The sequence below is a fragment of the Mycobacterium kiyosense genome (assembly GCA_021654635.1).
GTDB classification, from domain to species: Bacteria; Actinomycetota; Actinomycetes; order Mycobacteriales; family Mycobacteriaceae; genus Mycobacterium; species Mycobacterium kiyosense.
Genome location: AP025179.1, coordinates 4,794,520 through 4,817,520, shown reverse-complemented (window position 1 = coordinate 4,817,520; position 23,001 = coordinate 4,794,520). Strand labels below are relative to the sequence as shown.

Genomic DNA, 23,001 nt, shown 5'->3' with positions numbered 1-23,001 from the left:
CCATCACCTTGACGCGAACAAAAATTTGAAACTAAATTAAACTCGGCCCGCCAGTAGTGGACATGAAATCAGTGGAGGATCGAAAGTGCCCGGAGTGCAGGACAAAGTCGTGATCGTGACCGGAGCCGGCGGCGGATTGGGGCGGTCCTATGCCCGGTTCCTCGCCGACAACGGCGCCCTGGTCGTGGTCAACGACCTCGGCGGGTCGCGCGACGGCTCCGGGTCGGGCACCAGCATGGCCGACGCTGTCGTCGAAGAGATCCGTAGCAGCGGCGGCCGGGCGGTCGCGAACTATTCCACCGTGGCCACCCGGGAGGGGGCGGAAGCGATCGTGGCCACCGCGATCGAGCACTTCGGCGCCGTGCACGGAGTGGTCAACAACGCCGGCATTCTGCGTGACGGGGCCTTTCACAAGATGAGCGACGAGAACTGGGATGCTGTCATCAAGGTCCACCTGTACGGCGGCTACCACGTCACCCGCGCCGCATGGCCGCACTTTCGTGAGCAGAGTTTCGGACGGGTGGTGATGGCAACCTCGACCAGCGGAATCTACGGCAATTTCGGCCAGGCCAACTACGGGGCGGCCAAGCTGGGATTGGTCGGCCTGCTCAACACCCTGGCGATCGAGGGCGCCAAGTACGGGATCACCGCGAACGCGATAGCGCCGATGGCGGCCACTCGCATGACCGCCGACATCGCTCCCCAGGAGGTCCTGGACAAGCTGGACCCCGACCACGTCGCGCCGCCCGTCGGCTACCTGCTGTCCGAGGAAAACCAGGAGTCCGGCTCGGTGTTCGTCGTCGGCGGCGGCCTGGTCCAACGGGTGGCGCAGTTCCAGAACGCCGGCGTCACATTCGGCAAACCGCCGAGCCTCGAGGAGATCGCCAAGCGCTGGCCGGAGATCAGCGACATGTCCGACGCGAAGCTCGGCAGCAATCCGGTGGGATAGCAACGCCATATGGTCGAACCGTTGACCATCGATATCGGAGCGCGACGAGAAACGCTTCGCGAGCGCTTCCCGATATGGCGCGAGCGCACACTGGCCGACTGGCTTGACCACTGCGCCGACCGCTTCGGTGGGCGCCCCTTTGTGCTGACCGACGAGGTCGAACTCAGCTACGCTGACGTGACGGCCGAATCGCGCCGACTGGCCGATGGCCTTGCCGCACTGGGTGTTTGCCCCGGCGACCGGGTAGCCATGATCATGGCGAACTATCCGCAGTTCGTCACCGTCAAGTTCGCGATTGCCCGTCTCGGGGCGATCGCGGTCCCGCTCAACTTCCTGTACCGGCAGGATGAATTGCGGTACGTCCTGGCTGATTCCGGGTGCCGCGTCGTGGTCACCATGACGGGCTTCCGCGACCTGGACTACCAGGCGATATTCGATGCCATCGCCCCGGGCTGGGATGCACCGGCATCCCGGGCACCCTTCGTGGTGGTGTTGCTCGATACCGATGGCCGGGCACGGCCCGGCTGCTTGACGGTGGCCGGCCTCGGCGCCCTCGGCGACGAAAACCCTGGCACCCGAAGCGCTTTGAATATGCATCCGCGCGACGTCAGCGACATGCTGTACACCTCGGGCACCACCGGCTCGCCCAAGGGTGTGCTGGTTACCCACGACGCGGTGTTGCGCACGGCGTACGCATCCGCGCTGACGCGAGCCTATGAGGACGGCCGGCGAATCCTCTTCTCGCTGCCCTGCTACCACATGTTCGGCTACATCGAGGGGTTGCTGTCCGTCATGTTCGTGGGCGGCGCCATCATCCCGCAGACGGTGTTCAGCGCCGAGGGCTATTTCGCCGGCATCGAACGCCACCGAGCCAACGACATCCTGTGCGTCCCCACCATGGCGGTCGCGATGCTGGAGAATCCCACCCGCCGGCAGTACGATCTCGGCTCGATAAACGCGATCTTGTGCGGATCAGCCCCGGCGCCGATCTGGCTCTGGCGCAGGATTTCCGAAGATTTCGATGTCCACGAGATCGTCACCGGTTACGGGATGACCGAATGCGGTGGCGCGATGACCCTGACGCGGCCCGAGGATCCGCTGCACCTGACCTCCGAAACCGTCGGCAAGCCGAAAATGGCTGGCGTGGCATCGATTCCGGGAACCGATGCACTTGTGGTCTATAAGGCAGTGGATCCCGAGACGGGGGGAGGACCTGGCGGTCGGAGTAGAGGGCGAGTTGATTTCCGCGGGACCGACGTCGATGCTCGGATATTGGAACCGTCCGCAGGAGACCGAGGCGACCCTGCGAGACGGCTGGGTTTTCTCGGGGGACCTTGGCCGGGTGCGCGCCGATGGTTACCTCGAGGTGACCGGCCGTCACAAGGATCTGTACAAGAGCGGCGGAGAACTGGTGATGCCCAAGGAGATCGAGGATCTGCTCGCGGCGCACGACGACATCAGCCAGGTCTTTGCCGTCGGGCTGGTCGATGAGCGCTGGGGTGAGATCGGTTGTGTCGTGGTGGTTCCGGTGCCGGGATCGACCCTCACCGAAGACGATGTGCTCGATCTCTGCCGGGCGAAGCTGGCCCGCTTCAAGGTGCCCAAGCGGGTGGTGTTCTACCGCGCGGAGGATCTACCCAAGACCCCCACCGGCAAGGTGCAGAAGTACAAGCTCGTCGAACAGCTCACCTCGACGGGTCGTTGACCAGGCGACGTTGCTGCGCGAACGTGCGCAGCGGCGAGTTGACGGACCTGGCTACCATTTCAGGATGCCCGCTCGAACACGGCGATCGACCGCGGAAGTCCGCCATTTGCTGATAGACGCCGCGGCCCGGGTATTCACCGCCAAGGGCTATGCCGCGACGACGGCCGACGATATTGCGGCCGAAGCCGGCGTCGCTCGCTCGGCGATCTGGCGCCATTTCACCGACAAGGCAGACCTTTTCGGGGCCGCGGTATTGCAACCGTTCATAGAATTCCTGGAAAATTACACGGTCGCCTACGACATCGGGAACCCGAAATGGGGAGACTTCGAGATCACCCGGACGATCGTCGAGATGTTCTACGACAGCTGCACGGCGCACCGAGAGGCGCTCGTCGGCGTCGCCGTCGTCGGTCATGAACTCGACTCGGCCACGCTGGCGGGCCTGGACGAGCAATTCGACCGATTCTTCGCCGAGATAATGCGGACGACCAGCATCGAAGCGCATCGGCGCGGCTGGGTCCCGCAGACGGGTCTTGACCTGACCATGCGGCTGCTTTTCGGCACGATCGCATCGATCGTGGTCTTCGATCACCCGTTGGTCCCCAGCGGTGGCGATAAACCCTCGCGCGACGAGGTTATCGACCACGTGACTCGGGTGTTCTTGTACGGAGCCCGGTTGGCAAAGGACTGAGAGTCCCTTGACTAGAGGACTGTCAGTCCCTTAATGTCGAGCGTTATGCGCTCCCCACGCATCGCCGTCGCGTACCCCAACCACCGCTCCACTCCGTTGGCCGGAATCCAGGACTTCGTCGGTGCCCTCGAACAATCCGGGGTGGTGGACCAGTTCTGGGTGTGGGACGAGTTGACAGGTTGGGCGCCACAGGGTTTCGGTGTCCCGGCGGGTATGGAAGCCCCGGACGCGCACTCCACACACGACCCCTTCATCGAGTGCGCATTCGCGCTCGCCGCCAGCCCGCGCATCGGCGTACGGATGACTACCGACGCGGTCCGATCGCGACCCGCCGAGTTGACTCGGACATTACTGTCGCTCGCATCGGCGACGCAGGGCACCGTCACCTGCGCCATCGGTCTGGGGGAGGCCCGGCACATGACGCCGTTCGGGCACCCCACCGGCCAGGCGCTATCGCGCCTGAAGGATGTCCTGATCCTGATCCGCAAGCTGCTCGACACCGACGAACCGTTCTCCTACACCGGAAAACGGTGGAGCTTCGACCACGGATACCTGGGCACGTACCGGCCGGCCCGGCCGGAAATCTGGGGGCTGGGAGGCGGACCGAAGTTCACCGAATTGTGCGCCCAATACGCCGACGGCATCGAATCGTCCTTTCCGAACGCGGTGCCGAACCTGGATGTGTTCGCTTCAAGAGTGTCCGCCATTCGCGACCGGGTGGAAGCTGCCGGTCGCGACCCCGACGAATTCGGGTTCGGGGTATGGCTGCCGTGCGGTCTGCACGAGGATCCGGATGTGATTGCGGCAGCACAGCAGAGCCCGCAGATCAAGTGGTACTCGGCCAGCTACGGACGCATGAACCAGGACGAGTGGCGGAATGAGGGTCTGCAGAGCGTTTTTCCACGCGGCTGGCACTACTCCAATGACTACCTGCCGTTCACGATGACGGCCGCCGACGCGGAAGCCGTCGTTGCACAGGTGCCTCGCGAGATGTGCGCGAAGTCGGCGACGTGGGGCACACCGGAAGAAGCCGTCAAGATCGGCCGTGAATGGATCGAGGCCGGCGCGACATTCGTCGGACTGCTCGACGTCATGCCGCTGCATACCGGAGCGGATGGATTTCCCTCCTCGATCGTCCGGCTGCTGCAGGTTGCGGCCGGCCTGAAGGCCCAGACCACAAACCACTAGCGGAGGAGAACTCAAGTGCCGCATGCCATCATGCTCGCCTTCACCCAGCCCACGTCGGCGGAGACCGAAGACGCCTACAACGACTGGTATTCCAACAAACACATCCATGATCTGGTGACGATTCCGGGTGTCATCGCGGCCACCCGATACAAGATCGCCCAGGAGGTCGAGACGCTGCCCGGCGTTGTCGGTCCTGAGCAGGCCTATCTGGCGATCTATGAGATCGAGGGCGAGACCGAGGCGGATCTGGAGAAGTTCGCCGCTGTGCTGCGCGAATCGCTCGCCAACGGCACCGCCGACATCTCACCGAACCTGGACATGAGCAAGCTCGGCGCGTCGCTGTGTCTGCCGTTGACCGAGCGACTGGAACGGGTCAGCGTCTCGGGTGCCGATGCATCGTGACCGTCGCGCTACCACCGCTTGAGCGCGAACCGTTGCTGGCGGCGGCCTCGGCGGCAAGCGGTCTCGACGATTGGGGAAGTGACACAGGCTTTCTCGACAGCTTGGACATCTTGCTCGCCGATATGCGAACTACCGCCGATCTCAACGAGATTGGGGTAGCAACCCAGGTCCAAGACATTCTGCGGCTGTTGATCAACCGGCTCGGATTCACCCGGGACCTGCGTGAGCATCCGGAGATTCTGGACGAGGAGCTGGTGCCGCCGATCGTGATCCTGGGATTGCCACGCACCGGTACCTCCAAGCTGCAGCGCACTATCGCGTCGGATCCGGGGATGCAGCGACTCGAGGTATGGCGGCTGCTGAATCCGGCTCCGATGCCCGGCGATCCGCAGACCCGTATCGCGATCGGTGAGCAGTTCGAGGCGATGCTGCGTCAGGCCCCGGAATTCATGGCCCGCCATCCGATGGAAGCGCGCGAGCCCGACGAGGATCTATGGCTGATGGAGCTCACCTTTGACGCCCCGGTGGCCTCGCACCGCCTGCACCTACCCAACCATCGCAAGTGGATCGCCGACCGCCAGGAGTCGGCCTACGCCTACCTGCGCACGGTGCTGCAGTATCTGCAATGGCAGGACGGCGGCGCCCGTGGCCGACCATGGGTTCTCAAGTCGCCCATGCACATTGGCCAGGTAGCGGTGCTGCACGGCCTTTTCCCGGATGCCACGTTCGTGCAGTGTCACCGGGACGTCTACACGGTGCTCGGATCTTATTGTTCGCTGATCGAGGTGGCGCGGGGGATGAACAGCGACGTCGTGGATCTGCCGGCGCTGGGCCCGGACTTCGCACAATTCTGGGGCGGCTACACCGCGCGGAACCTCGAGGCCCGGAAATCGATACCGGATCTGGATATCTTCGACGTCGACTACACGCAGATCCGCGACGACATCAACGGTGTGGTCACCGAAATCTATCGGCGGGCGGGCCGGCCCATCACCGACGAAGCGCAGGCCGCGTTCGACGCCTACAACGCGCGCCGGCCAGAAGGGCATTTCGGTGCACACGAGTACAAACCGACGCGCTGGGGCGTGACTCCTGACCTGGTGCGGGAGTGTTTCACGGCGTATCTCGCCGAATTTCCGGAACTTGCGCCGAATTAGAAGGATCTGCACCCGATGACAATCATGGACCGAGAAGTCGCCGACGATCCCCGGGTGTCCGAGGCGGACCTGTGGCGAACGCTGGCTGAGGCGATCGCCGACATGACGGCCTACGTCCACGACAACGACAAGGTCGACACGCCCCTGCTGCGTGCCGAAGGCATCCGTTACCTGACCCGGCTGCTGCAGTCGGGAATCATGATGACGATGGAAGGGTGGGACGCCCACTATCCGTGGCTGGTCAAGTTCATCAGTCCCTATATGCAATACGGCATTCCGGCGACCGATTGCTGCTATCACTGGGCGGCTGTGCACGGCGATGGCGTCTACCGTATCCGTGGCAAGCGTGGAACCGCGCGCCTCTTCGACGTCGAGACCCGCACCGGACACACGTCGCATCTCGCGGACTGGAAGCTGGTGGACCGCAAGAGCGACTTTCACGTCGAGGACGACGGCACCATCGAAGTTGTGCTGTCGGCGACGGAGCAGCCGGGCAACTGGGTGCGGACGTGTGAAGGTCCGGGCTCGATCATCGTGCGCCAGTATTACTACGACTGGGACACCGAAGAACCCGCGGAGCTTCTGATCGAGCGTGACGGTGTGACGTACCCGCCGCCGACGTTGCAGCCGGCGGACATGGCCGAGCGGTTGCAATTGCTGATCGACTGGGTTCGGATCGTACCGGCTGCATGCAAGCATGCCGTCGACGAATACTTTCAGGCGCCACCGGACTCGTTGAAGTTCGTCGAGATCGACTTCGCATGGGCGGATCTGTTGTACGGCAAGGGGATCTATCGCTGCGAGCAGGACGAGGCGGTGATCATCGAGGTCACGCCGCCCAACGCCAGGTATTGGCAATACCAGCTCACCTCGCACTTCTGGGAAGCGCTGGACTGGAACCTGCGGCAAACGTCGCTGAACGGTCACCAGGCGGTGCTCGACGACGACGGTGTGTTCCGCGCCGTGATCGCCCACGAAGATCCCGGTTACACGAATTGGCTTGATGCGGGCGGACATACGGTCGGACTAATCACCGCCCGCTACTACAAAGCGGACACCACTCCATTGCCGAAGATCCGGACGGTACCGCTTGCGTCGTTGGCAGCCGAGCTGCCGGAGGCGACAGCCAGGGTCACGCCCACCGAGCGGCAAGACGCGCTACGCCGGCGTGCCAGGTCAGTGTGGCGCAGGCGGGTATGAGTAGTCCACAGCCGTGACTGGTGCCAAGCACCGCGCCTAGCTAGGCCCGTCACATCATCGAGTCAGCAGAACGCAAGCTGGACACCGAGGTCTTCGGCGGCCTGCTGCGGTGCGGACAAGAACTGTCCGGCGTTGCGTAATCCAGTCCGCTTCCCGGGTCCGGCCAGGAGCGCTCGAGCGACTTCGAAGGCTCCGCGGCCGGTGACGTCGTAGACGTCCTCCACTGCGCCGGTGACTGTGCATACCCCTGCGCCGCCCTCGGCCTCGGCAGTCACCAGCGAGCGCCCGCCGCCGGCATCAGTGCCGGAGTGCCCGAGACGGGACAACAACGTACGAGTCGCGGGCAACGACCCCGGAATCCGCCATATCAAGCCGCCGGTGGCCAGCGCCGCACCCATGACGACAGGTTGGACGTGGCATTCGATATGGGCGTGCGGATACGCCCTGGACAGGACCAGCGCGTCGGGCGTGGCGAACAGCGCCCCACGCCCGGATGCGAATCGGTGAACGCGCCGTCCCGCCAATTCCCAACGGATGCAACCACTGTCGACGACCGGCGCACCGCCGGCCACTAGCTCGACCGTCGAACGCATGGTCGCCGGTGACGGCCGCATCCCGACTATCCGTACCGCGCAGTGCAGCCGGCGCACCGTGTCGGGGCCGCCGACGCGGTCTGCCGCAGCCGCGGCGGCGATGTCGGTCGCCACGCCGAGCCCCAGCGACGGCACCACCGCGACTCTTGCTTGGATGGCCCGGCTTTCGAACTTGTCGATGATGGTCTGCACCCAACGCGGTTCGCCGGTGCAGTCCACATAGCTGGCGCCGGCGCGGATGGCCGCATCCAGTACGGGGGGCCCGAATTGGGTGTAGGGACCGGCACACGAGACCACTACCGATGCGCCCGAGAATGCACTGTCCAATTCCCCGGGTGCCAGGGATGCCACCCGATGTTCGACACCGAGCCGGGCGAGTGCTTGCGCATTCCGCCCTGCGGCGATCACGGGAATGCCGCCGGCTGAGGCTAATTCGACGACGCGATGCCCGGTGGCTCCGGTCGCGCCGTACACCACCAGCGTCATAGGGCTGATCCAGGTGTGCCGACTGACCGGTGGCGAGTACGACGATCGAGACGGATCCGCCTGAACGTCAAGCGGTCTCGGGAGCCAGACGTATCGCGCCGGTTGCGCACGCGGCCGACGTTATAGCGGTCATCGAAATCCGTCAAGGGACTGAAAGTCCCTTGACGCTGCCGGATGGGATTCTCCGACCGCACCCGACCGCATCCGCGCGACCGCGACGGTGACGCCGACCAACATCACGAACGCGATGACACCGGCGAGCAGGTACTGCCAGCTGCCGAATCCGTAGCCGTAGTAGCCCGCCGTCACACCCCACCACAGCACGACCATCGCGGCGAAGCAGCCGTAGATGAGCGGAGTCTGCGAGACGGCCGATCGCCGGCGTAGGAGCAGTGCCGTGGTTGCCAGCGGAAGCAGGAACAGCGTGATCGCCGGTGCGGCCTGGTACAGCGGATCATCCCAGACGATCTTCATGTACTCCCAGATGACCACGAATGCGACCGCTCCGCCGACTACCAGCGCGCACCACTGGGCCTGGGTGCCGTTCGGCAGGTATTCGGCACGACCGACGCGAATGGCCTGAGCGAAGAAGATCAGTTCGATGATCAGCGCACTGAGCAGGCCGAGCCAGAACAATTTGAGGAACCAGTGGTTGTACACGTTGAACCAGGTATCGAATCGGGCGACCACACCGAGGTCGTGAGCGAACCACAGGAATGTGCATGGCAGCGGGATCGAGATCCAACCCTCACGCCGCGTCATGATGACCGCGGTGATCATCCCGATGTTCTGCAGGACCATCGCCAACCCGAATCCGACCAGGATCGGAACGGTGTGATTGTCGATGGCATCCAGGATCGCGTGGGTGTCGTACATGTTCAGCGATGTTAGCCAATGAGTTGGGCGCTAGGGAGGCTTGACCATAAGTCAACTTATGCTATCGTTTTTGTGATAGAGGTCATATCCTGTCTTCGAGGGTTCAACCCCTTGGCGCGGCGGCCTTCTGGGGCGGGAATTTAATCGAAAGTAAATTAGAGGGAGAACGATGGGGTTCAAAGACTCTGCCGAGGTGAGGAAGTACATCGGCGGCATTTTCGAGACTGCCTTCGAAGACGAGGAGATCGGCCCGAAGCTGGTTGCCACCGGTCTGGTGGTCGCCTTCGACTTCACCGATCCCGAGGCTGTCGTCGTGATCGACATGCCGAACAAATCGGTCCGCGAGGGCTTGGACGGTGGACCGGCGCCAGTGGCGACGATGTCCATGACGGCCGACACCGGCAACGGCTACTGGCAGGGCAAGGTCAACCTGCCGCTGGCCATGGCGAAGAAGAAGATCAAGGTCGAGGGCAACGTGGCCAGCCTGCTCAAGCTGGCGCCGATGGGCAAGAAGCTCTACCCGAGCTACATCGAACGATTGAAGAACGACGGTCGCGACGACCTGCTCGTCTGAGCCCATGTTTCCAGGTACTCATGCGGTAACCGCGCCCGAGCGGCCGGCGGTGATCATGGCTGATTCGGGACGGGTGCTCACCTACCAACAACTCGACGACAACTCGGCCCGGCTCGCGGCAGCGCTGTACGGGATGGGCCTGCGCAAGGGCGATGTGATCGCGCTACTCTCCGATAATTCCGCCGAGGCATTCGAGATCTACTGGGCCGCAATACGGTCCGGCCTCTACATCACCGCTGTCAACTGGCATTTGGCGGCCGAGGAGGCCGCCTACATCGTTGAAGACAGCGGGGCTCAAGTGGTCCTCGCCTCATCCGGCGTGCGGGAGTTGGCAGAGCGACTGCTGGACCTGGTTTCCGGCGTGCGACAGTGGTACTCGTTCGGCGGTGTCATCACCGGCTACCAGCCGTACGTCGACCTGCTGTCCACGACGACAGCACGCCTGACCGAGCAGCCGCGCGGCGCGGAGATGCTGTACTCCTCGGGGACCACCGGTCGGCCCAAGGGCATCAAGCCGCATCTGCTGCCGATCCAGGTTGACCAGCCGGGGGATCCGCTTGTCGGGCTGCTGGCGCACGCCTTCAAGATTTCCAGTGACGACGTATACCTTTCTCCCGCGCCGATTTATCACACCGCCCCGCTGAAGTGGTGCGCCGGCGTGCAGGCGCTGGGCGGCACCGTTGTCCTGATGGAGCGCTTCGACGCCGAAAAGGCCTTGGCCGCCATCCAGCGGTATCGGGTGACCGTCACCCAGATGGTGCCGACCATGTTCGTCCGAATGCTGCAATTGCCCGAGGCGGTTCGCAACGCCTACGACGTGTCTTCTCTGCGCATGGCGGTGCACGCCGCCGCGCCCTGCCCGCCCGAGGTCAAAGACGCCATGATCGACTGGTGGGGCCCGATCCTCGTCGAATACTACGGTGCGACAGAACAACACGGCACCACGGTGATTACCACCGCCGAGTGGAAGGACAAGCGCGGGTCGGTAGGCAAAGCCGCGCTCGGAGTCCTGCACATCTGTGACGACGACGGCAACGAACAGCCGCCCGGCACTGTCGGCACCGTCTACTTCGAGCGCGACGTCGTGCCCTTCCAATATCACAACGATCCCGAAAAGACCGCTTCCTCAAGGCATCCCGCGCATGAAAACTGGGCTACCGTTGGCGACATCGGCTATGTCGACGAAGAGGGCTACCTGTTCCTGACCGATCGCAAGGCTTTTGTCATCATCTCCGGCGGGGTGAACATCTATCCGCAGGAAGTCGAGAACGTGCTCGCGTTGCACCCCAAGGTGTTCGATGTCGCGGTGATCGGCGTGCCCGATCCGGAGATGGGCGAGCAAGTCAAAGCGGTCGTCCAATTGAAGCCCGGCACAACACCTTCCGCCGAACTGGCCGACGAGATCATCAGCTACGTCCGGGACCGTATCGCGCACTACAAGGCACCCCGCACCGTCGACTTCGTCGACGAGCTACCCCGGACAGCCACCGGAAAGCTCGTGAAGAGAAGCCTGAAGGCCCGCTACATGGAGGCAAACGCATGACCACCGAAACGACGTCGAAGATCGACCGTCCGCCCTTCGACCCGGTAAGCATCTCGTCGCTGGATTTCTGGGCGCAGAGTTTCGACGAACGCGAGAAGTCCTTCAAGATTCTTCGTGACGAACGCCCGGTCAGCTGGCACCGCCCGATCGAGGGCTCCATGATGGAACCCGAGATCGACGGAGTCTGGGTGGTCACGCGCCACGAAGACGTCTGCTATGTCAGCAAGAACCCGGAACTGTTCTGCTCCGGGCAAGGCATCACCTTCGAGGCCGTTCCCGAAGAGATGCTCGATGCCACGCAGTCCTTCCTCGGCATGGACGGGGCCAAGCACTCGAGTCTGCGACGGCTCGTCAGCTCGGTCTTCACGCCGCGGCAGGTCGCCAAGATCAAGGACCAGATCGAGCACCAGGCGAAGTCGATCGTCGATGACCTCCTCAAGACCAAGGACGGCGACTTCGTCCAGCAGGTGTCCAAACGCCTTCCGATGTGGACGATCTACGAAATGCTCGGCCTGCCCGAAGAAGAACGCGACGAGGCAGCGCACCTGGCCGAAGGAATGGTGGCCTGGGCAGACCCCGATGTCGCGGCCGGCCGTGAGCCCGGGGAAGTCCTGACCGATTCCCTGGTGGGCCTGCTCAACATCGGGATCGGCTTGGCCGAGGCGCGACGCGCCCACCCGCAGAACGACCTGATGACCTCGCTGGTGCAGGCGGAGGTCGACGGGCGCCGCCTCACCGACGACGAGCTGGGTCCGTACTTCGTGCTGCTTTCGGTGGCGGGTAACGACACCACCCGCACCACGACCACCTTCACGACCCTTGCGTTGCAACAGTTCCCCGACCAGAAGGCCTTGCTGGAGCAGGATTTCGACGGGCACATCAAGGTGGCGATCGAGGAGTTCGTCCGCTGGACGACGCCGGTGATGACATTTCGTCGCACGGCCACTCAGGACACCGAGTTGCACGGCCAGCACATCCGCGAAGGCGACTGGGTCACGATGGTCTATTCCTCGGCCAACCGCGACGAGCGGGTCTTCGCCAACCCGTACCAGTTCGACATCACCCGATCACCCAACCCCCACGTCGCGTTCGGCGGTGGCGGTCCGCATTTCTGCATGGGTGCGTTCATGGGCAAGATGCAGCTGGAGTCGATCTTCCGCGAGTTGATCTTCCGCGCGCCGACGCTGCGGGTGGGCGAACCCGAGTATCTGACCGGCAACTTCATCACCGCAGTCAAATCGCTGCCGTACACCCTCGATTAGGAGAATCATGGCCGAGTTCACGGGCAAACGTTACGTCGTCACCGGCGCCGCATCAGGTATCGGGCATGCGGTCGCCGAGCGACTGCTGGCTGCCGGCGCTGAGGTCTACTGCCTGGACCGCAATCAACCGACCGCCAAGGTGACCCAACACATCGAGGTCGACCTGGCCAACCCGCACAGTATCGACACCGCTGTGGAGCAACTCACTGGTGAGTTCGACGGGCTGATCAACGTTGCCGGCATTCCCGGCACCGCTCCCGCCGATCTGGTCATGGCCGTCAACAGTTTTGCGGTGCGGCACTTGACCGAGTCGTTCTTCGAGCGGCTCAACCCGGGCGCGGCGGTGACAATTGTGTCGTCGACCGCCGGCTTCGGCTGGCCGCAGCGACTCGACGCGATTCGCGATCTGCTGTGCACCGACACCTTCGAAGAGGGTGCGGCATGGTTCAAGGCCAACCCGCAGCAGGGCAATGCCTACAACTTCTCCAAGGAGGTCACCACCGTCTACGCCATGTCGATGGGTCTGGCGTTGGCGGAGATGGGTTTTCGGATCAATGCGGTGTTGCCCGGGCCCGTGGAGACACCGATTCTGGTGGACTTCGAGGAGTCGATGGGCAAGGACACCCTGGACGGGTTGAAGAATCTGCTCGGGCGGCACGCCAGCCCGGAGGACATCGCCGATGTGGTGTTGTTCCTGGCGTCAGACGATGCGCGGTGGGTCAACGGGCAGGCGCTCGCGGTCGACGGCGGGATCAGCGGGGCGGTGGCCAGTGGCGTGGTGCCGGCCCCCCGAAATCTGAGCCGGCTCAGGAGAAGCCATGACTATTGACGAACTTCAGACCACCGACAATGCCAGCGTGCTCGGCGATCTGCGCCGTGTCTTCGGTTCCGGCCGCACCCGCAGCCTGAAGTGGCGGCTGGAGCAGTTGCGGGGGAATCGAGCGGTTGGTCGAGGAGCGCGAGCCGGACATCGCCGCGGCCCTGGCCCAAGACCTGGGTCGCTCGCCGGCCGAGGCGTGGTTGGGTGATGTCGCTTCGACCAAAGGCGAAGCGGTGTATGCGCGCAAGCATTTGAAGCGGTGGATGCGCAGACGCCGTGAGTCACTACCGTTGGCGCAGTTACCCGGCCGCGCCTGGGTGCAGTACGATCCGCTGGGCGTGGTGCTGGTGATCGGGCCGTGGAATTACCCGCTGTATCTGAGCCTGGCGCCGCTGGTGGCCGCGGTGGCCGCGGGCAATTGCGCGGTCATCAAACCGTCGGAGTTGGCACCTGCGACGTCGGCGCTGTTGGCGCGGTTGCTTCCGCTCTACGTCGACCCGGAGGCAGTCCGCGTCGTCGAAGGCGATGCCACCGTGACCCAGGAGTTGCTGGCGGCGGGCTTCGATCACGTGTTGTTCACCGGCGGCACCGAGGTCGGAAAGAAGATCATGGCCGCGGCAGCACCGACCCTCACCCCGGTGACGCTGGAACTGGGCGGCAAGAGCCCGGTGATCGTTGCGGCCGACGCCGACATCGATGTCGCCGCGCGCCGCATCGCGTGGGTGAAGCTGTTGAATTCGGGTCAAACCTGCATCGCGCCGGACTACGTGCTGGCCGACCGCCGGATCGTCGACCAATTGGTCGGCAGGATCGTCGCCAATGTCCGTGATTTCCGTTCGGGGGAGCCGGATCCGGCGTTGCGGATCGTCAATCAACGCCAGTTCGACCGCCTGGTTTCGCTGATCAGCGCCACCGACGGGAAAGTCGTGACCGGGGGCCGGTCGGATGCCGCCACCCTGCGGATCGAACCGACGGTGATCGTCGATCCGGCACCGACCGATCCGGTGATGTCCGAGGAGATCTTCGGTCCGATACTTCCGGTCTTGGCGGTCGAATCGCTCGATCAGGCAGTCGATTTCGTAAACAGTAGGCCAAAGCCGTTGGCGCTGTATGTCTTCGCTTCTGGCCAGATCGGCCGCGACCTGATCGACCGCATTCCGTCCGGCGGCGCCGTGATCAATCATGTCGCTATGCAGTGTCTGGTGCCCTCGCTGCCGTTCGGGGGTGTCGGCGCCAGCGGCATGGGGGCCTATCACGGAAAGTGGGGTTTCGAGGCGCTGAGTCATCGGCGCGCGGTGCTCTCCAAGACGGCCAAACCCGATCTGCGGCTGGTCTACCCGCCGTACAGTCCGCGGGCGCTGAAGATCATGCGGAAGGTTTTCTGATGCGCGTGGCGGTCGACCCCACCAAGTGCTCGGGAATCGGACTGTGCGAGGTCACCGCGCCGGCGGTGTTCGAGGTCGGTGACGACGGCCAGTCGCACGCAATCGATCCCGAACCGCCCGAGGGCGAACGCCCCGCGGTCGAACAGGCTGTGAGCGAGTGCCCCACTGGCGCATTGTCAATCCAGGACTAGACTGCGGGTCCATCGCTGTCCGACCAGGCCCCCCACGAAAGCTGACCGAGGACGAGGTCCTCGACGCAGCGCTATCGCTGCTCGCTGAGCACGGACTCGAGGGTCTCAATGTCCGTGCGGTCGCCGCCCGTCTCGGTGCCAGCCCCGGCACGCTGTACAACTACTTCGACAGCAAGCAGACGATGGTCGAGGCCGCCCTGGCGCGAGCACTCGCGCCGGTCATGCGCAGCATTGTTCGGTCCGGGAATTGGCGTACTGAGCTGCGCGACACCATGGTCGCCTTTCATGCAGCACTGCGGGCTCGACCTGCAGCGGTGTCGTTGGTAGGCGCTGGTGTCGGCGCGGAGGCCATGGACCCGATCCGCGAGCACCTGCTCGGTTCGCTTGCCGGCGCTGGGCTTTCGACCCCGAATCAGTTGCGTGCGTTGAATATGCTGGTGTCCCTCGCGGTGGGTGACATCGTCGTGCTTCAGGCGCACACCCGCGCGCACCGGGCATCCGAATTGAAGCGTCGCCGTGACTTGAGCCCGGATGTGTTTCCGTATCTGCACGCGGCGGCTCGCGTTCAGAACGAGGAACCGGGCGACGACACGTTCCGGACGGGTCTCGAGGCGTTGCTCGATGCGATCTCCGGGCTGCGTACGCAAAGCTGATTGCCCGTTACCGCCGGGCGTAATCTCCGGCTCCACCCTCTTGACATGTGACCGGCAGCACAGTATCTCTGAACACACGTTCATAATTAATTTGGACAGCGAGTTGTCGGACGGGGAGCGGTATGCGCGAGAGCTACAAGGTCATCGTTTGGGGCCCGGGCGGCCTTGGCGGCGTTGCACTTTGGGAGATCGCCCGGCTGGAGGCATTCGAGCTGGTGGGCCTGCGCGCCTTCTCCGCCGGCAAGGTTGGCAAGGACGCGGGCGAGCTGATCGGGATCAACCCCCTCGGGGTGACCGCGACCGATGATGTCGACGCCCTGCTCGCGGTCGAGGCGGACTGCGTGATCTACACGCCTCGTGACTTCGGCATCAACAACGCCGACGCCGAGCTGCTCGCAATCCTGGCGGCCGGCCACAACGTCGTTACTCCGCTGCCGTACCACAACGCCGTGCTCTATCGCTCCGACGGCTTCGGCGATCGCCTCGCCGAGGCCTGCAGTAAGGGAGGTTCGACCTTCCACGCCACCGGCATCGACCCCGACCTGATCAGCGACCGGGTGCTGATGGGTATCACCGGAATCTGCACGGACATCAAAACCATTCGGCTGCAAGAGCTGTGGGACTGTCACGCGGTGCCCGCCGAGCTGCTGGCCGTCGTCGGCTTCGGCGGACCCGTGGAGGTGGCCGAGGCCAGCCCGATCGGACCGGGTATCTCCACCAACTTCCTGCACGCGATCGGCCGCACCGTCGAGAAGACACTCGGCGTCAGCTATGACCGCGTCGAGGAGACCCACGAGTATCTGCCGGCGACCACTGACGTCACCATGCTGCACACCAAGATCGAAAAGGGCACTCTGGGCCGCGTCGTACACCGCTTTCAGGGCTGGGTCGATTCCATCGGTAACGAGGCGTTTTTTCACGATGGAGTACCACTGGTTCGTCGGGACATCGGAGCTGCCCGACGGTGTCGCCGAAAACGAGTACTGGGTCGCCGAGATCGAAGGCACCCCATCGATTCGGATGTCGATCGACATGCGCACGACACTGACAGACGATGCCCCGCTGGCCTACGACTTCGGGAATCTGCAAAGCAGCCCCGGCTACCACGGCGTCATCGCCTCGTGTCTGCAGGCAATTCCCCCACCTTGTCGCGAGCGGCCCCGGGGTGCTGCCGTCATTCGGGCCGGCGTTGAACTGGCGCCAAGACCTACGCAGCGCCGTGGTCTAGCGGTGTTTCCCAATCGGCTGCCGAAGCGCGACGTTGCGGCATGGAGCGAAACCAAATGGTTCGGCTGCTGGAATGACGACGACCGGGTCGGCCTGTTCCTGCACGCCGGACGTTACCGTGACGATCTCGACCTGTGGTGGATCCAATCGGTGGCCTACTTGCCGGACGGCACGCTCGCGGTCGACCGTTCGTGGGGAAGCGATCCCGACGAGTGGACCGTCGCGTCGCACATTTGCAGCTTGCGCGGAAGACCCGACGGCGGGGCCACCTGTTCGTTCCGCGGCGCTCCCGAACGGCAGCCGACGGCGGCGCTCGCGCACTACCCGGCGGGCCAGGGCGCCAGCGTTTACATGACCTGGCAGCTCGACGCCGAACCGATTCGTGCTCTGTGGTCGCCGTTCAGCCATGCGGGGGATTCCGCGGAGTGGGCCGAGGTACACACCCAGCACCAGTACCGGGTGCATGGTTCGCTCACTGTCGACGGGCAGACGTGGAGCCTGAACGGCCCCGGCTGGGGCGACCATTCGTCCGGGGTGCGGACCTGGGATGGCTTCGGAGGGCACGTGTTCGTCAACGCGCCGCTGCCCGATCTGGGTCTGGTGTTGATTCTGGTGGATGCCCCGGACGGCGCCCCGGCGTCGACGGTGGGTGCCTTGCTGCTCGAGGACGGCGCAACCGATCCGATCATCGAGGCCAAGGCGGTCCGGCTCAGCTCGCTGCTGGGTGCACCGCAACGCTTCGAGCTCGGTGTGACCACCGAGTCCGGGCGCTGCGAGGAGTGGAGTGTCGAAGTGCTGCACACACTTCCAGCCACCATCTCCGAACTCAACGACAATGCCAACGGGCTCGATTGGCGTGCCCCCGGCGAACCGCTGTTTCTGGCGGAATGTCCGGCGCGGTTCACCACAGGGGCCGGAGTCGTCGGCTACGGGCACCTCGAGCGCAGCTGCAAACGCTCGCGCGTCTCCCGCGCCACGTTCGCCGTCGACGAGTTGTGATCGACCATGCCGAAGGAGCCGGCGAGGGTTGCAGGTGCGGCGGTGTTGTGGCTCGACGAGTGCACCCCGGAAATGGCCGGCGCCGTCGGGGGTAAGGCACGCGGACTGTATGACCTCAGGGCTCTCGACCTCGCTGTGCCCGACGGATTCGTGGTCACCACAACGGCATACCGCAATGCGGTCGTAGCCGCCGGGCTCGATACCATGCTGCCCGAGATCCTTGCCGGCACCGGGGATCCCGCCGCCGACCGGCATGCGTCGGAGGAGATCGCGTCGTTGTTCGCCGACATGACGTTGCCCGGTGAGGTGACGACGGCGATCCGGGCCGCCTGGGAGCGACTGGGTACCGGACCGGTCGCGGTTCGCTCGAGTGCCATCGCCGAGGACCGCGAGGACGCATCGTTCGCAGGCCAGCAGGAAACGGAGTTGTGGGTCGTGGGCTGCGCGGCCGTTGAGCGCTCGATAATCCGTTGCTGGGCAAGCCTGTTCACGCCACAGGCGATCGGCTATCGGGCGCGGGTGGGTGTCGCGCCGGAGGACGTCGCGATTGCCGTCGTGGTGCAGCGCATGGTGCCCGCGGCCGCCGCGGGTGTTGCGATGACGCTCGAGCCTGTCACCGGCGACCGCTCACAGATCTACCTCGAGTCGGCGCTGGGGCTGGGGGAGGGCGTCGTCAAAGGCGATGTCGAAACCGACAGGTTCTGGATCGACAAGGCCACCGGCGAAATCAGCAGGTGCGAGATCGCGGCCCAGTCGCGTGCGCACCGTTTCGATCGGCTCACTTCCACGGTCCGTCTGGTCGAACTTGCACCCGACGAGGGGAGCGCGCCGAGCATCAGCGACGAAGTGGCCCGGCGGATAGCGCAACTCGGCCTGCGCATCGAGAAGGCCGCGGGACGCCCGATGGACATCGAGTGGGCGGTGGACGCCTACGGCGAAGTGCACCTGGTACAAGGCAGGCCGGAAACGGTGTGGAGCAACCGTCCTGACCCGCCCGGCGCCGCCGAACCACATTGGCGCGCAATCAGTGTGACCAATTTCGGTTCTCCGCCGGATGCGACGTGGAGCACCACCAATGCGGGCGAGGCGGTCCCCGGAGTGCAATCGCCGCTGGGCGCTTCGATTTTCGAGGAGCATGCCGAGTTGGCGTTCCGGGAGACGTTCAAGGTGATTGGCGCGTTGTCGCCGGAGGAGGCCCGGTACACACCGGACCGCGCCAACCGCATCATCGGCTTTCATTTCGGTCGCTGCGCACTGCGCGTTGACCTGCTTTGCGACTGGGTCGACCGCATCCCCGGCGGCAACGGCGAGGCTACCGCGAAGGACATTTTCGGCTATGTGCCCGACGGGTACGTACGTCGTCGCCAGTTCCGTCATTACCCGCGGGTGCTGAGCCGCATGTGGGTGCCGTTTGTGAAATATCCCCGGATCGTTGCGGGGCAGCGTGCTGACGCTCGCAGCTACTGGTCGGAATCGCTGCGGACGTTACCCGGGCTCGACGCCGACGCCACCAGGCGGCTGCTCGCCGAGGCCATCCCGAGGACGGGCCGTACCATCGTCGATCACACCACCCTGGTGTTCGGGGCGGTTCAGCCCGCCTTCGAGCAGCTGGTCAAACTCGCGAAATCTGCCGGTATCGACCCGCAACGCCTGATGGCCGGCCACGGCGGGCACGAGGAGACCGAGGTGTTGGTCGACCTGTGGGAGTGCGCGCATGACCGCATGTCGCTAGCGCAGTTCATCGACCGCTATGGATTCCATGGGCCCGCTGAAGGGGACCTGTTGTCGGTGCCCTGGCGGGAGGATCCGGCGCCGGTCATCCGGCTGATCGAAACGTATCGTTCCCTGCGCGAGGAAGATTCGCCCGCTGCCGCGGCGCGTCGCCGGATCGCGGACCGCGAAGCCGCCGAGCGTGAGCTGATCGCGCGGGTGCCCGCGGTCAAGCGGCCGGTCGCGCGGTTGCTGCTCAAGCTCGCGCGCCGCTATGTCCCGATGCGCGGGATAGGAAAAGGCGCGTTTGTGCAGAACTTCGACGTAATTCGGGCCGCGGCGCGCCATCTCGGTGACCTGCTGGTGGCCGACGGGGTACTCGACCATCGCGACGACGTGTTCATGTTGACCGCGAACGAGATCGTGAGCGCCGATTCCGCGGGCTTCCGCGATGCCGTCACGCAGCGCCGCGTGATCCACCAGATCTATACCTCGATGGATGTGCCTGCCGTCTGGGTCGGGGTACCCGAACCGGTGGTCGACCAGCCCGTGATCGATCCAGCCGCCGAGACCATTTCCGGCGTTGCCGCCAGTCCCGGCGTGGTCGAGGCTCCGGTGCGGGTGGCGCTGGACCCGGGCACATGCGAGATTGTGCCGGGAGAGATCCTGGTCGCCCGCGATACCGATCCCGGTTGGGCGTCACTGATGTTCGTCTCCGGCGGCCTGGTCGCCGATATCGGCGGCGTCATGAGCCACACGGCCGTGGTGGCTCGCGAACTGGGCATCCCCTGTGTCGTCAGCACCGGGCATGCGGTGCGGATGCTGCGCACCGGCGATGTCATCCGGCTGGACGGGGGTAACGGCCTGATCCAGATCGTGCGGCGGGTGGATCCGGCGTCCGCATGAGCGCCGAACCCGTTACGCGGAGCACGACCGATCCTGGCGTCATCCACCGGCCGTCGAGCAGCCGAACTTGGTGGACCACAGGCAATGTCGCCGAGGCGGTGCCCGGCGTGCTAACCCCGTTGACATATACGTTCTGGACTGGGCCCTTCGAGCGGAGTGTGCGGGGCAGCTACGCGGAAATGGGTGTGATATCACGCGCCCAGGGGCGAAAGGTCACCGACGATCCCGATGACACCGCACTCGGTATCGTATTCGGGCGTGCCGTGCTCAACGTGAACCTGATCCTGTCGGTGGGCGCGGGACTGCCCGGCACCAACGCCGCGGAAGTGGCCGCCAACATCCTCGGCGATACCGCGGACAACATCACCGCGCTTCCCCCGAACACCCCAATGCGCTATCCCGTTGTGCTGGCCAGGCGTCACAAATGTACGAACCGGAACGGCACTCATTCGAAACGGGGACACGATTCGAGTCGACGGGAGCCGCGGCACCGTCACTCGAGTGTCCGGTGCACCCAGAATGGTTGGTAAATAGAAGAATTCGACGGCAGCCGCTGCCGGGCGGGGTTTCGCGGCTATAACTGGCCCGGGAAGGGGTCGTTCTGTCCGCTGGAGTACGGGTCGGCCTCGACCTTCTTACGGCGCGTCACCAACTCCTTGAGGACGCCGAGTCGGCCGCCCTTGTCCTCGAGGCGGAGGTGCTTGAGCATGACGCGTGCCGCGTTCTGCCCGGGCATACCGCTGATGCCGGCGACCGGGTGCGTGCCCGACCCGGTGAGGTAGAGGCCGTCGACGGGAGTCTTGTAGCCGGCGAAGCCGGCCACCGGCTTGTTCGGGCCGAACCGGCTGATGGTCGGATCCACGTGATAGACCGAACCGTCGATCGCCCAGAACCGCTCCTCGATGTCGGGCAGCACCAGCGGGCGGACGGCGACCTGCATGTCTTCCACGCCTTTGTAGTAGATCTCAGCGTCTCTGAGGATGCTGTCGGTGATCTTCTTGCGGGCCACGTCCCAGCCGTCCTCGGGGTAAGAGGGGGTCAGGCCGGTCCAGAACCACCACAGATCCTTACCCGGCGGCGACATCGACGGGTCGAAGGAGTTGGTCACCTGGGCCAGCCCCGGAATCGCGTCGGGAACCTTGCCGCGCACACAGGCACGTGCGGCTTCGAGGGCCTGCTCGTAGGTGTGGTAGCAGTTGCAGGCCTGTCGCATGTCGATGCCGTCGCCACGCCACTTCTCGTGTTTGGACATGTCGACCCGCCCGGACAGCGCCACGTTCACCTTGGCGTCGGCGATACCCCGCTTGCGGGTCGGAATGTGGTCGGCGGCATTCTGCTTCTTGGGCTCCAGCACGCCGCGGGGCAACAACCTGGTCAGCGTGGTCTTCGGGCTGCACGCGGTGAGCACTGCGCGACGGGCCCGTATTTCGGCTCCGCCCCGGATGCGCACCCCGGTGCACCGGTTGTTGGTGACGATCAGCTCCTCGACGGGCGAGTTGGTTATCACGTCGCCGTGGTTGTCCTTGATCACGCCGATCAGCGCTTTGGGCAAGGATCCGGTGCCGCCGTGGAACATTGCCACGCCGTACTTGCTCAGCACACCGAGGTAGATCAACGACCAGCCGGACATATCGGCGTCGAACGGCATGAACGGCAGGCTCGACAGCATCGGCGCGCGGATCATGTCGTGCTCGAAGCTCTCTTCGACGGCCTCAGCCTGCGAACTGGACATCCAGCGGCCAAGAGCGGCTAGTTGCTTACGGTTCTTCAGCACCGCGCGAGCCGACTTCAAGATGTTCTTGATCTCCGGCTCGGTGACGCTGGTCTGCATCATCGGCAGGCCGATCTCGACGGCGGCGTCGATCACTTCGTAGAGTTCCAGCAGCGCGCGAGCGTCCTTCTTGGAGAAGTACTCCAGCTCGGCCGCGGTCTTGCGGGGGTCGCGCCACAGGCCCAAGGACGCGCCGTCAGCCGCGAGTTGGAAGTGTGCGGGATCGATGACGGTCTGGCGCAGCCCGTACTGGCGGGACAGGCCCAAGTCCTGGTCGATGGTGGTGGTGCGGAACAGCGACGCCTGGATGGACGCCTCGTTGATCGTGTATTCGGGCGCCTCGGGGGCAAAGGGATTCGTCGATGTCATACCGCCCGCGGTGGGTGCGGCTTCGACGACGAGAACGTCGAGCCCGGCCTTGGCCAGATACGCGGCCGCGACCAGCCCGTTGTGGCCCGAGCCGACGACGACGACGTCTGCCTCACGTGGTACGGGAGCGTCCTTCATGACCAGCCCTTCGGTGCGGTGGGGCGCCGTGCTGCGCCCAGCGTGAATCTAATTATCATTAAAATCGTATCGGATGAGACCCGCTGTGTCGATGGAGTCTCGTGCACCGGACTCAGAGCCGGGGCGGGCCGTCGCTCGGGCACACCGTCCGGCGAATATTTCTGAGAACTTGTGAACCAAAATTCTTGACCACCGCATTTAGCGAA

19 protein-coding genes and 2 pseudogenes are annotated in these 23,001 nt (G+C 64.7%); 18 read left to right on the top strand and 3 right to left on the bottom strand.

Annotation, left to right across the window (positions count from 1 at the left end; genetic code table 11):
- Positions 1 to 85 precede the first annotated feature (85 nt).
- The 7 genes and pseudogenes from L6444_RS22630 (at position 86) to L6444_RS22600 (ending at position 7,292) form a co-directional block, all read left to right on the top strand.
- Entirely contained in the window at positions 86 to 949 is an 864-nt protein-coding gene (locus tag L6444_RS22630; RefSeq protein ID WP_236977405.1) for an SDR family oxidoreductase, read from the top strand.
- A 9-nt stretch (positions 950 to 958) separates the two neighbouring features.
- Positions 959 to 2,654: pseudogene (locus L6444_RS22625) on the top strand (class I adenylate-forming enzyme family protein).
- 64 nt (positions 2,655 to 2,718) lie between these two features.
- Complete coding sequence (locus tag L6444_RS22620) at positions 2,719 to 3,345, top strand: TetR/AcrR family transcriptional regulator (protein ID WP_236977404.1); 627 nt, start codon at positions 2,719 to 2,721, stop codon at positions 3,343 to 3,345.
- A gap of 45 nt (positions 3,346 to 3,390) precedes the next feature.
- Positions 3,391 to 4,533, top strand: coding sequence for an LLM class flavin-dependent oxidoreductase (locus L6444_RS22615; protein WP_236977403.1), 1,143 nt, complete (start codon positions 3,391 to 3,393; stop codon positions 4,531 to 4,533).
- A gap of 15 nt (positions 4,534 to 4,548) precedes the next feature.
- Positions 4,549 to 4,935: a DUF4286 family protein gene (locus L6444_RS22610; RefSeq protein ID WP_236977402.1), complete on the top strand. Its 387-nt coding sequence runs from the start codon at positions 4,549 to 4,551 to the stop codon at positions 4,933 to 4,935.
- Complete coding sequence (locus tag L6444_RS22605; RefSeq protein ID WP_236977401.1) at positions 4,932 to 6,092, top strand: sulfotransferase family protein; 1,161 nt, start codon at positions 4,932 to 4,934, stop codon at positions 6,090 to 6,092. The genes L6444_RS22610 and L6444_RS22605 overlap by 4 nt, the downstream gene beginning before the upstream one ends.
- 15 nt (positions 6,093 to 6,107) lie before the next feature.
- On the top strand, positions 6,108 to 7,292 hold the full coding sequence (locus tag L6444_RS22600) for a DUF1214 domain-containing protein (protein WP_236977400.1): 1,185 nt from the start codon (positions 6,108 to 6,110) through the stop codon (positions 7,290 to 7,292).
- Positions 7,293 to 7,354: 62 nt separating this feature from the next.
- Here the strand turns inward: L6444_RS22600 and L6444_RS22595 are convergent, their stop codons facing one another.
- Together L6444_RS22595 and L6444_RS22590 are read right to left on the bottom strand one after the other, a co-directional pair.
- Positions 7,355 to 8,371 (bottom strand): NAD(P)H-binding protein, encoded by a 1,017-nt coding sequence (locus tag L6444_RS22595; RefSeq protein WP_236977397.1) that lies wholly within the window; start codon positions 8,369 to 8,371, stop codon positions 7,355 to 7,357.
- 129 nt (positions 8,372 to 8,500) lie between these two features.
- Positions 8,501 to 9,247, bottom strand: coding sequence for a hypothetical protein (locus tag L6444_RS22590; RefSeq protein WP_236977395.1), 747 nt, complete (start codon positions 9,245 to 9,247; stop codon positions 8,501 to 8,503).
- 169 nt (positions 9,248 to 9,416) lie between these two features.
- Here L6444_RS22590 and L6444_RS22585 point away from each other — a divergent pair, with 169 nt between their 5' ends.
- The 11 genes and pseudogenes from L6444_RS22585 to L6444_RS22535 all read left to right on the top strand — a co-directional run bounded on the left by L6444_RS22585 (position 9,417) and on the right by L6444_RS22535 (position 21,047).
- Positions 9,417 to 9,821 carry an SCP2 sterol-binding domain-containing protein gene (locus L6444_RS22585; protein ID WP_236977393.1) on the top strand — a complete coding sequence of 135 codons (405 nt, stop codon included), beginning with the start codon at positions 9,417 to 9,419 and terminating at the stop codon, positions 9,819 to 9,821.
- 4 nt (positions 9,822 to 9,825) lie between these two features.
- Positions 9,826 to 11,364, top strand: a complete 1,539-nt coding sequence (locus L6444_RS22580) for an acyl-CoA synthetase (protein ID WP_236977391.1) — start codon at positions 9,826 to 9,828, stop codon at positions 11,362 to 11,364.
- Positions 11,361 to 12,626, top strand: a complete 1,266-nt coding sequence (locus tag L6444_RS22575) for a cytochrome P450 (protein ID WP_236977389.1) — start codon at positions 11,361 to 11,363, stop codon at positions 12,624 to 12,626. Before L6444_RS22580 ends, L6444_RS22575 begins: the two co-directional genes overlap by 4 nt.
- A gap of 7 nt (positions 12,627 to 12,633) precedes the next feature.
- A complete protein-coding gene (locus L6444_RS22570) occupies positions 12,634 to 13,455 on the top strand; it encodes a coniferyl-alcohol dehydrogenase (protein WP_236977388.1) in 822 nt (273 codons plus the stop codon).
- Positions 13,445 to 14,831 (top strand): annotated as a pseudogene (locus L6444_RS22565) (aldehyde dehydrogenase family protein). Before L6444_RS22570 ends, L6444_RS22565 begins: the two are co-directional and overlap by 11 nt.
- The gene (locus L6444_RS22560) at positions 14,831 to 15,022 is read left to right on the top strand and encodes a ferredoxin (RefSeq protein ID WP_236977387.1); all 192 of its coding nucleotides are present in this window, start codon (positions 14,831 to 14,833) and stop codon (positions 15,020 to 15,022) included. The pseudogene L6444_RS22565 and the gene L6444_RS22560 overlap by 1 nt, the downstream one beginning before the upstream one ends.
- A complete protein-coding gene (locus L6444_RS22555; protein ID WP_238304888.1) occupies positions 14,989 to 15,675 on the top strand; it encodes a TetR/AcrR family transcriptional regulator in 687 nt (228 codons plus the stop codon). Before L6444_RS22560 ends, L6444_RS22555 begins: the two co-directional genes overlap by 34 nt.
- Positions 15,676 to 15,797: 122 nt before the next feature.
- The gene (locus L6444_RS22550; RefSeq protein WP_236977385.1) at positions 15,798 to 16,868 is read left to right on the top strand and encodes a hypothetical protein; all 1,071 of its coding nucleotides are present in this window, start codon (positions 15,798 to 15,800) and stop codon (positions 16,866 to 16,868) included.
- A 37-nt stretch (positions 16,869 to 16,905) separates the two neighbouring features.
- A complete protein-coding gene (locus L6444_RS22545; protein ID WP_236977384.1) occupies positions 16,906 to 17,901 on the top strand; it encodes a hypothetical protein in 996 nt (331 codons plus the stop codon).
- 42 nt (positions 17,902 to 17,943) lie between these two features.
- A complete protein-coding gene (locus tag L6444_RS22540; RefSeq protein ID WP_236977374.1) occupies positions 17,944 to 20,517 on the top strand; it encodes a PEP/pyruvate-binding domain-containing protein in 2,574 nt (857 codons plus the stop codon).
- On the top strand, positions 20,514 to 21,047 hold the full coding sequence (locus L6444_RS22535; RefSeq protein WP_236977372.1) for a hypothetical protein: 534 nt from the start codon (positions 20,514 to 20,516) through the stop codon (positions 21,045 to 21,047). Before L6444_RS22540 ends, L6444_RS22535 begins: the two co-directional genes overlap by 4 nt.
- 44 nt (positions 21,048 to 21,091) lie before the next feature.
- On the opposite strand, the gene L6444_RS22530 is transcribed toward L6444_RS22535, so the two are convergent.
- Positions 21,092 to 22,795: a phytoene desaturase family protein gene (locus L6444_RS22530; RefSeq protein ID WP_236977370.1), complete on the bottom strand. Its 1,704-nt coding sequence runs from the start codon at positions 22,793 to 22,795 to the stop codon at positions 21,092 to 21,094.
- Positions 22,796 to 23,001: the final 206 nt, after the last annotated feature.

Excerpts from the sequence above, each read along its gene's own strand:
- L6444_RS22620 (WP_236977404.1), top strand. The coding sequence starts at position 2,719 with ATGCCCGCTCGAACACGGCGATCGACCGCGGAAGTCCGCCATTTGCTG.
- L6444_RS22615 (WP_236977403.1), top strand. The coding sequence starts at position 3,391 with ATGCGCTCCCCACGCATCGCCGTCGCGTACCCCAACCACCGCTCCACT.
- L6444_RS22600 (WP_236977400.1), top strand. The coding sequence starts at position 6,108 with ATGACAATCATGGACCGAGAAGTCGCCGACGATCCCCGGGTGTCCGAG.
- L6444_RS22595 (WP_236977397.1), bottom strand. The coding sequence starts at position 8,371 with ATGACGCTGGTGGTGTACGGCGCGACCGGAGCCACCGGGCATCGCGTC.
- L6444_RS22590 (WP_236977395.1), bottom strand. The coding sequence starts at position 9,247 with ATGTACGACACCCACGCGATCCTGGATGCCATCGACAATCACACCGTT.
- L6444_RS22585 (WP_236977393.1), top strand. The coding sequence starts at position 9,417 with ATGGGGTTCAAAGACTCTGCCGAGGTGAGGAAGTACATCGGCGGCATT.
- L6444_RS22580 (WP_236977391.1), top strand. The coding sequence starts at position 9,826 with ATGTTTCCAGGTACTCATGCGGTAACCGCGCCCGAGCGGCCGGCGGTG.
- L6444_RS22575 (WP_236977389.1), top strand. The coding sequence starts at position 11,361 with ATGACCACCGAAACGACGTCGAAGATCGACCGTCCGCCCTTCGACCCG.
- L6444_RS22570 (WP_236977388.1), top strand. The coding sequence starts at position 12,634 with ATGGCCGAGTTCACGGGCAAACGTTACGTCGTCACCGGCGCCGCATCA.
- L6444_RS22560 (WP_236977387.1), top strand. The coding sequence starts at position 14,831 with ATGCGCGTGGCGGTCGACCCCACCAAGTGCTCGGGAATCGGACTGTGC.
- L6444_RS22550 (WP_236977385.1), top strand. The coding sequence starts at position 15,798 with ATGCGCGAGAGCTACAAGGTCATCGTTTGGGGCCCGGGCGGCCTTGGC.
- L6444_RS22535 (WP_236977372.1), top strand. The coding sequence starts at position 20,514 with ATGAGCGCCGAACCCGTTACGCGGAGCACGACCGATCCTGGCGTCATC.
- L6444_RS22530 (WP_236977370.1), bottom strand. The coding sequence starts at position 22,795 with ATGAAGGACGCTCCCGTACCACGTGAGGCAGACGTCGTCGTCGTCGGC.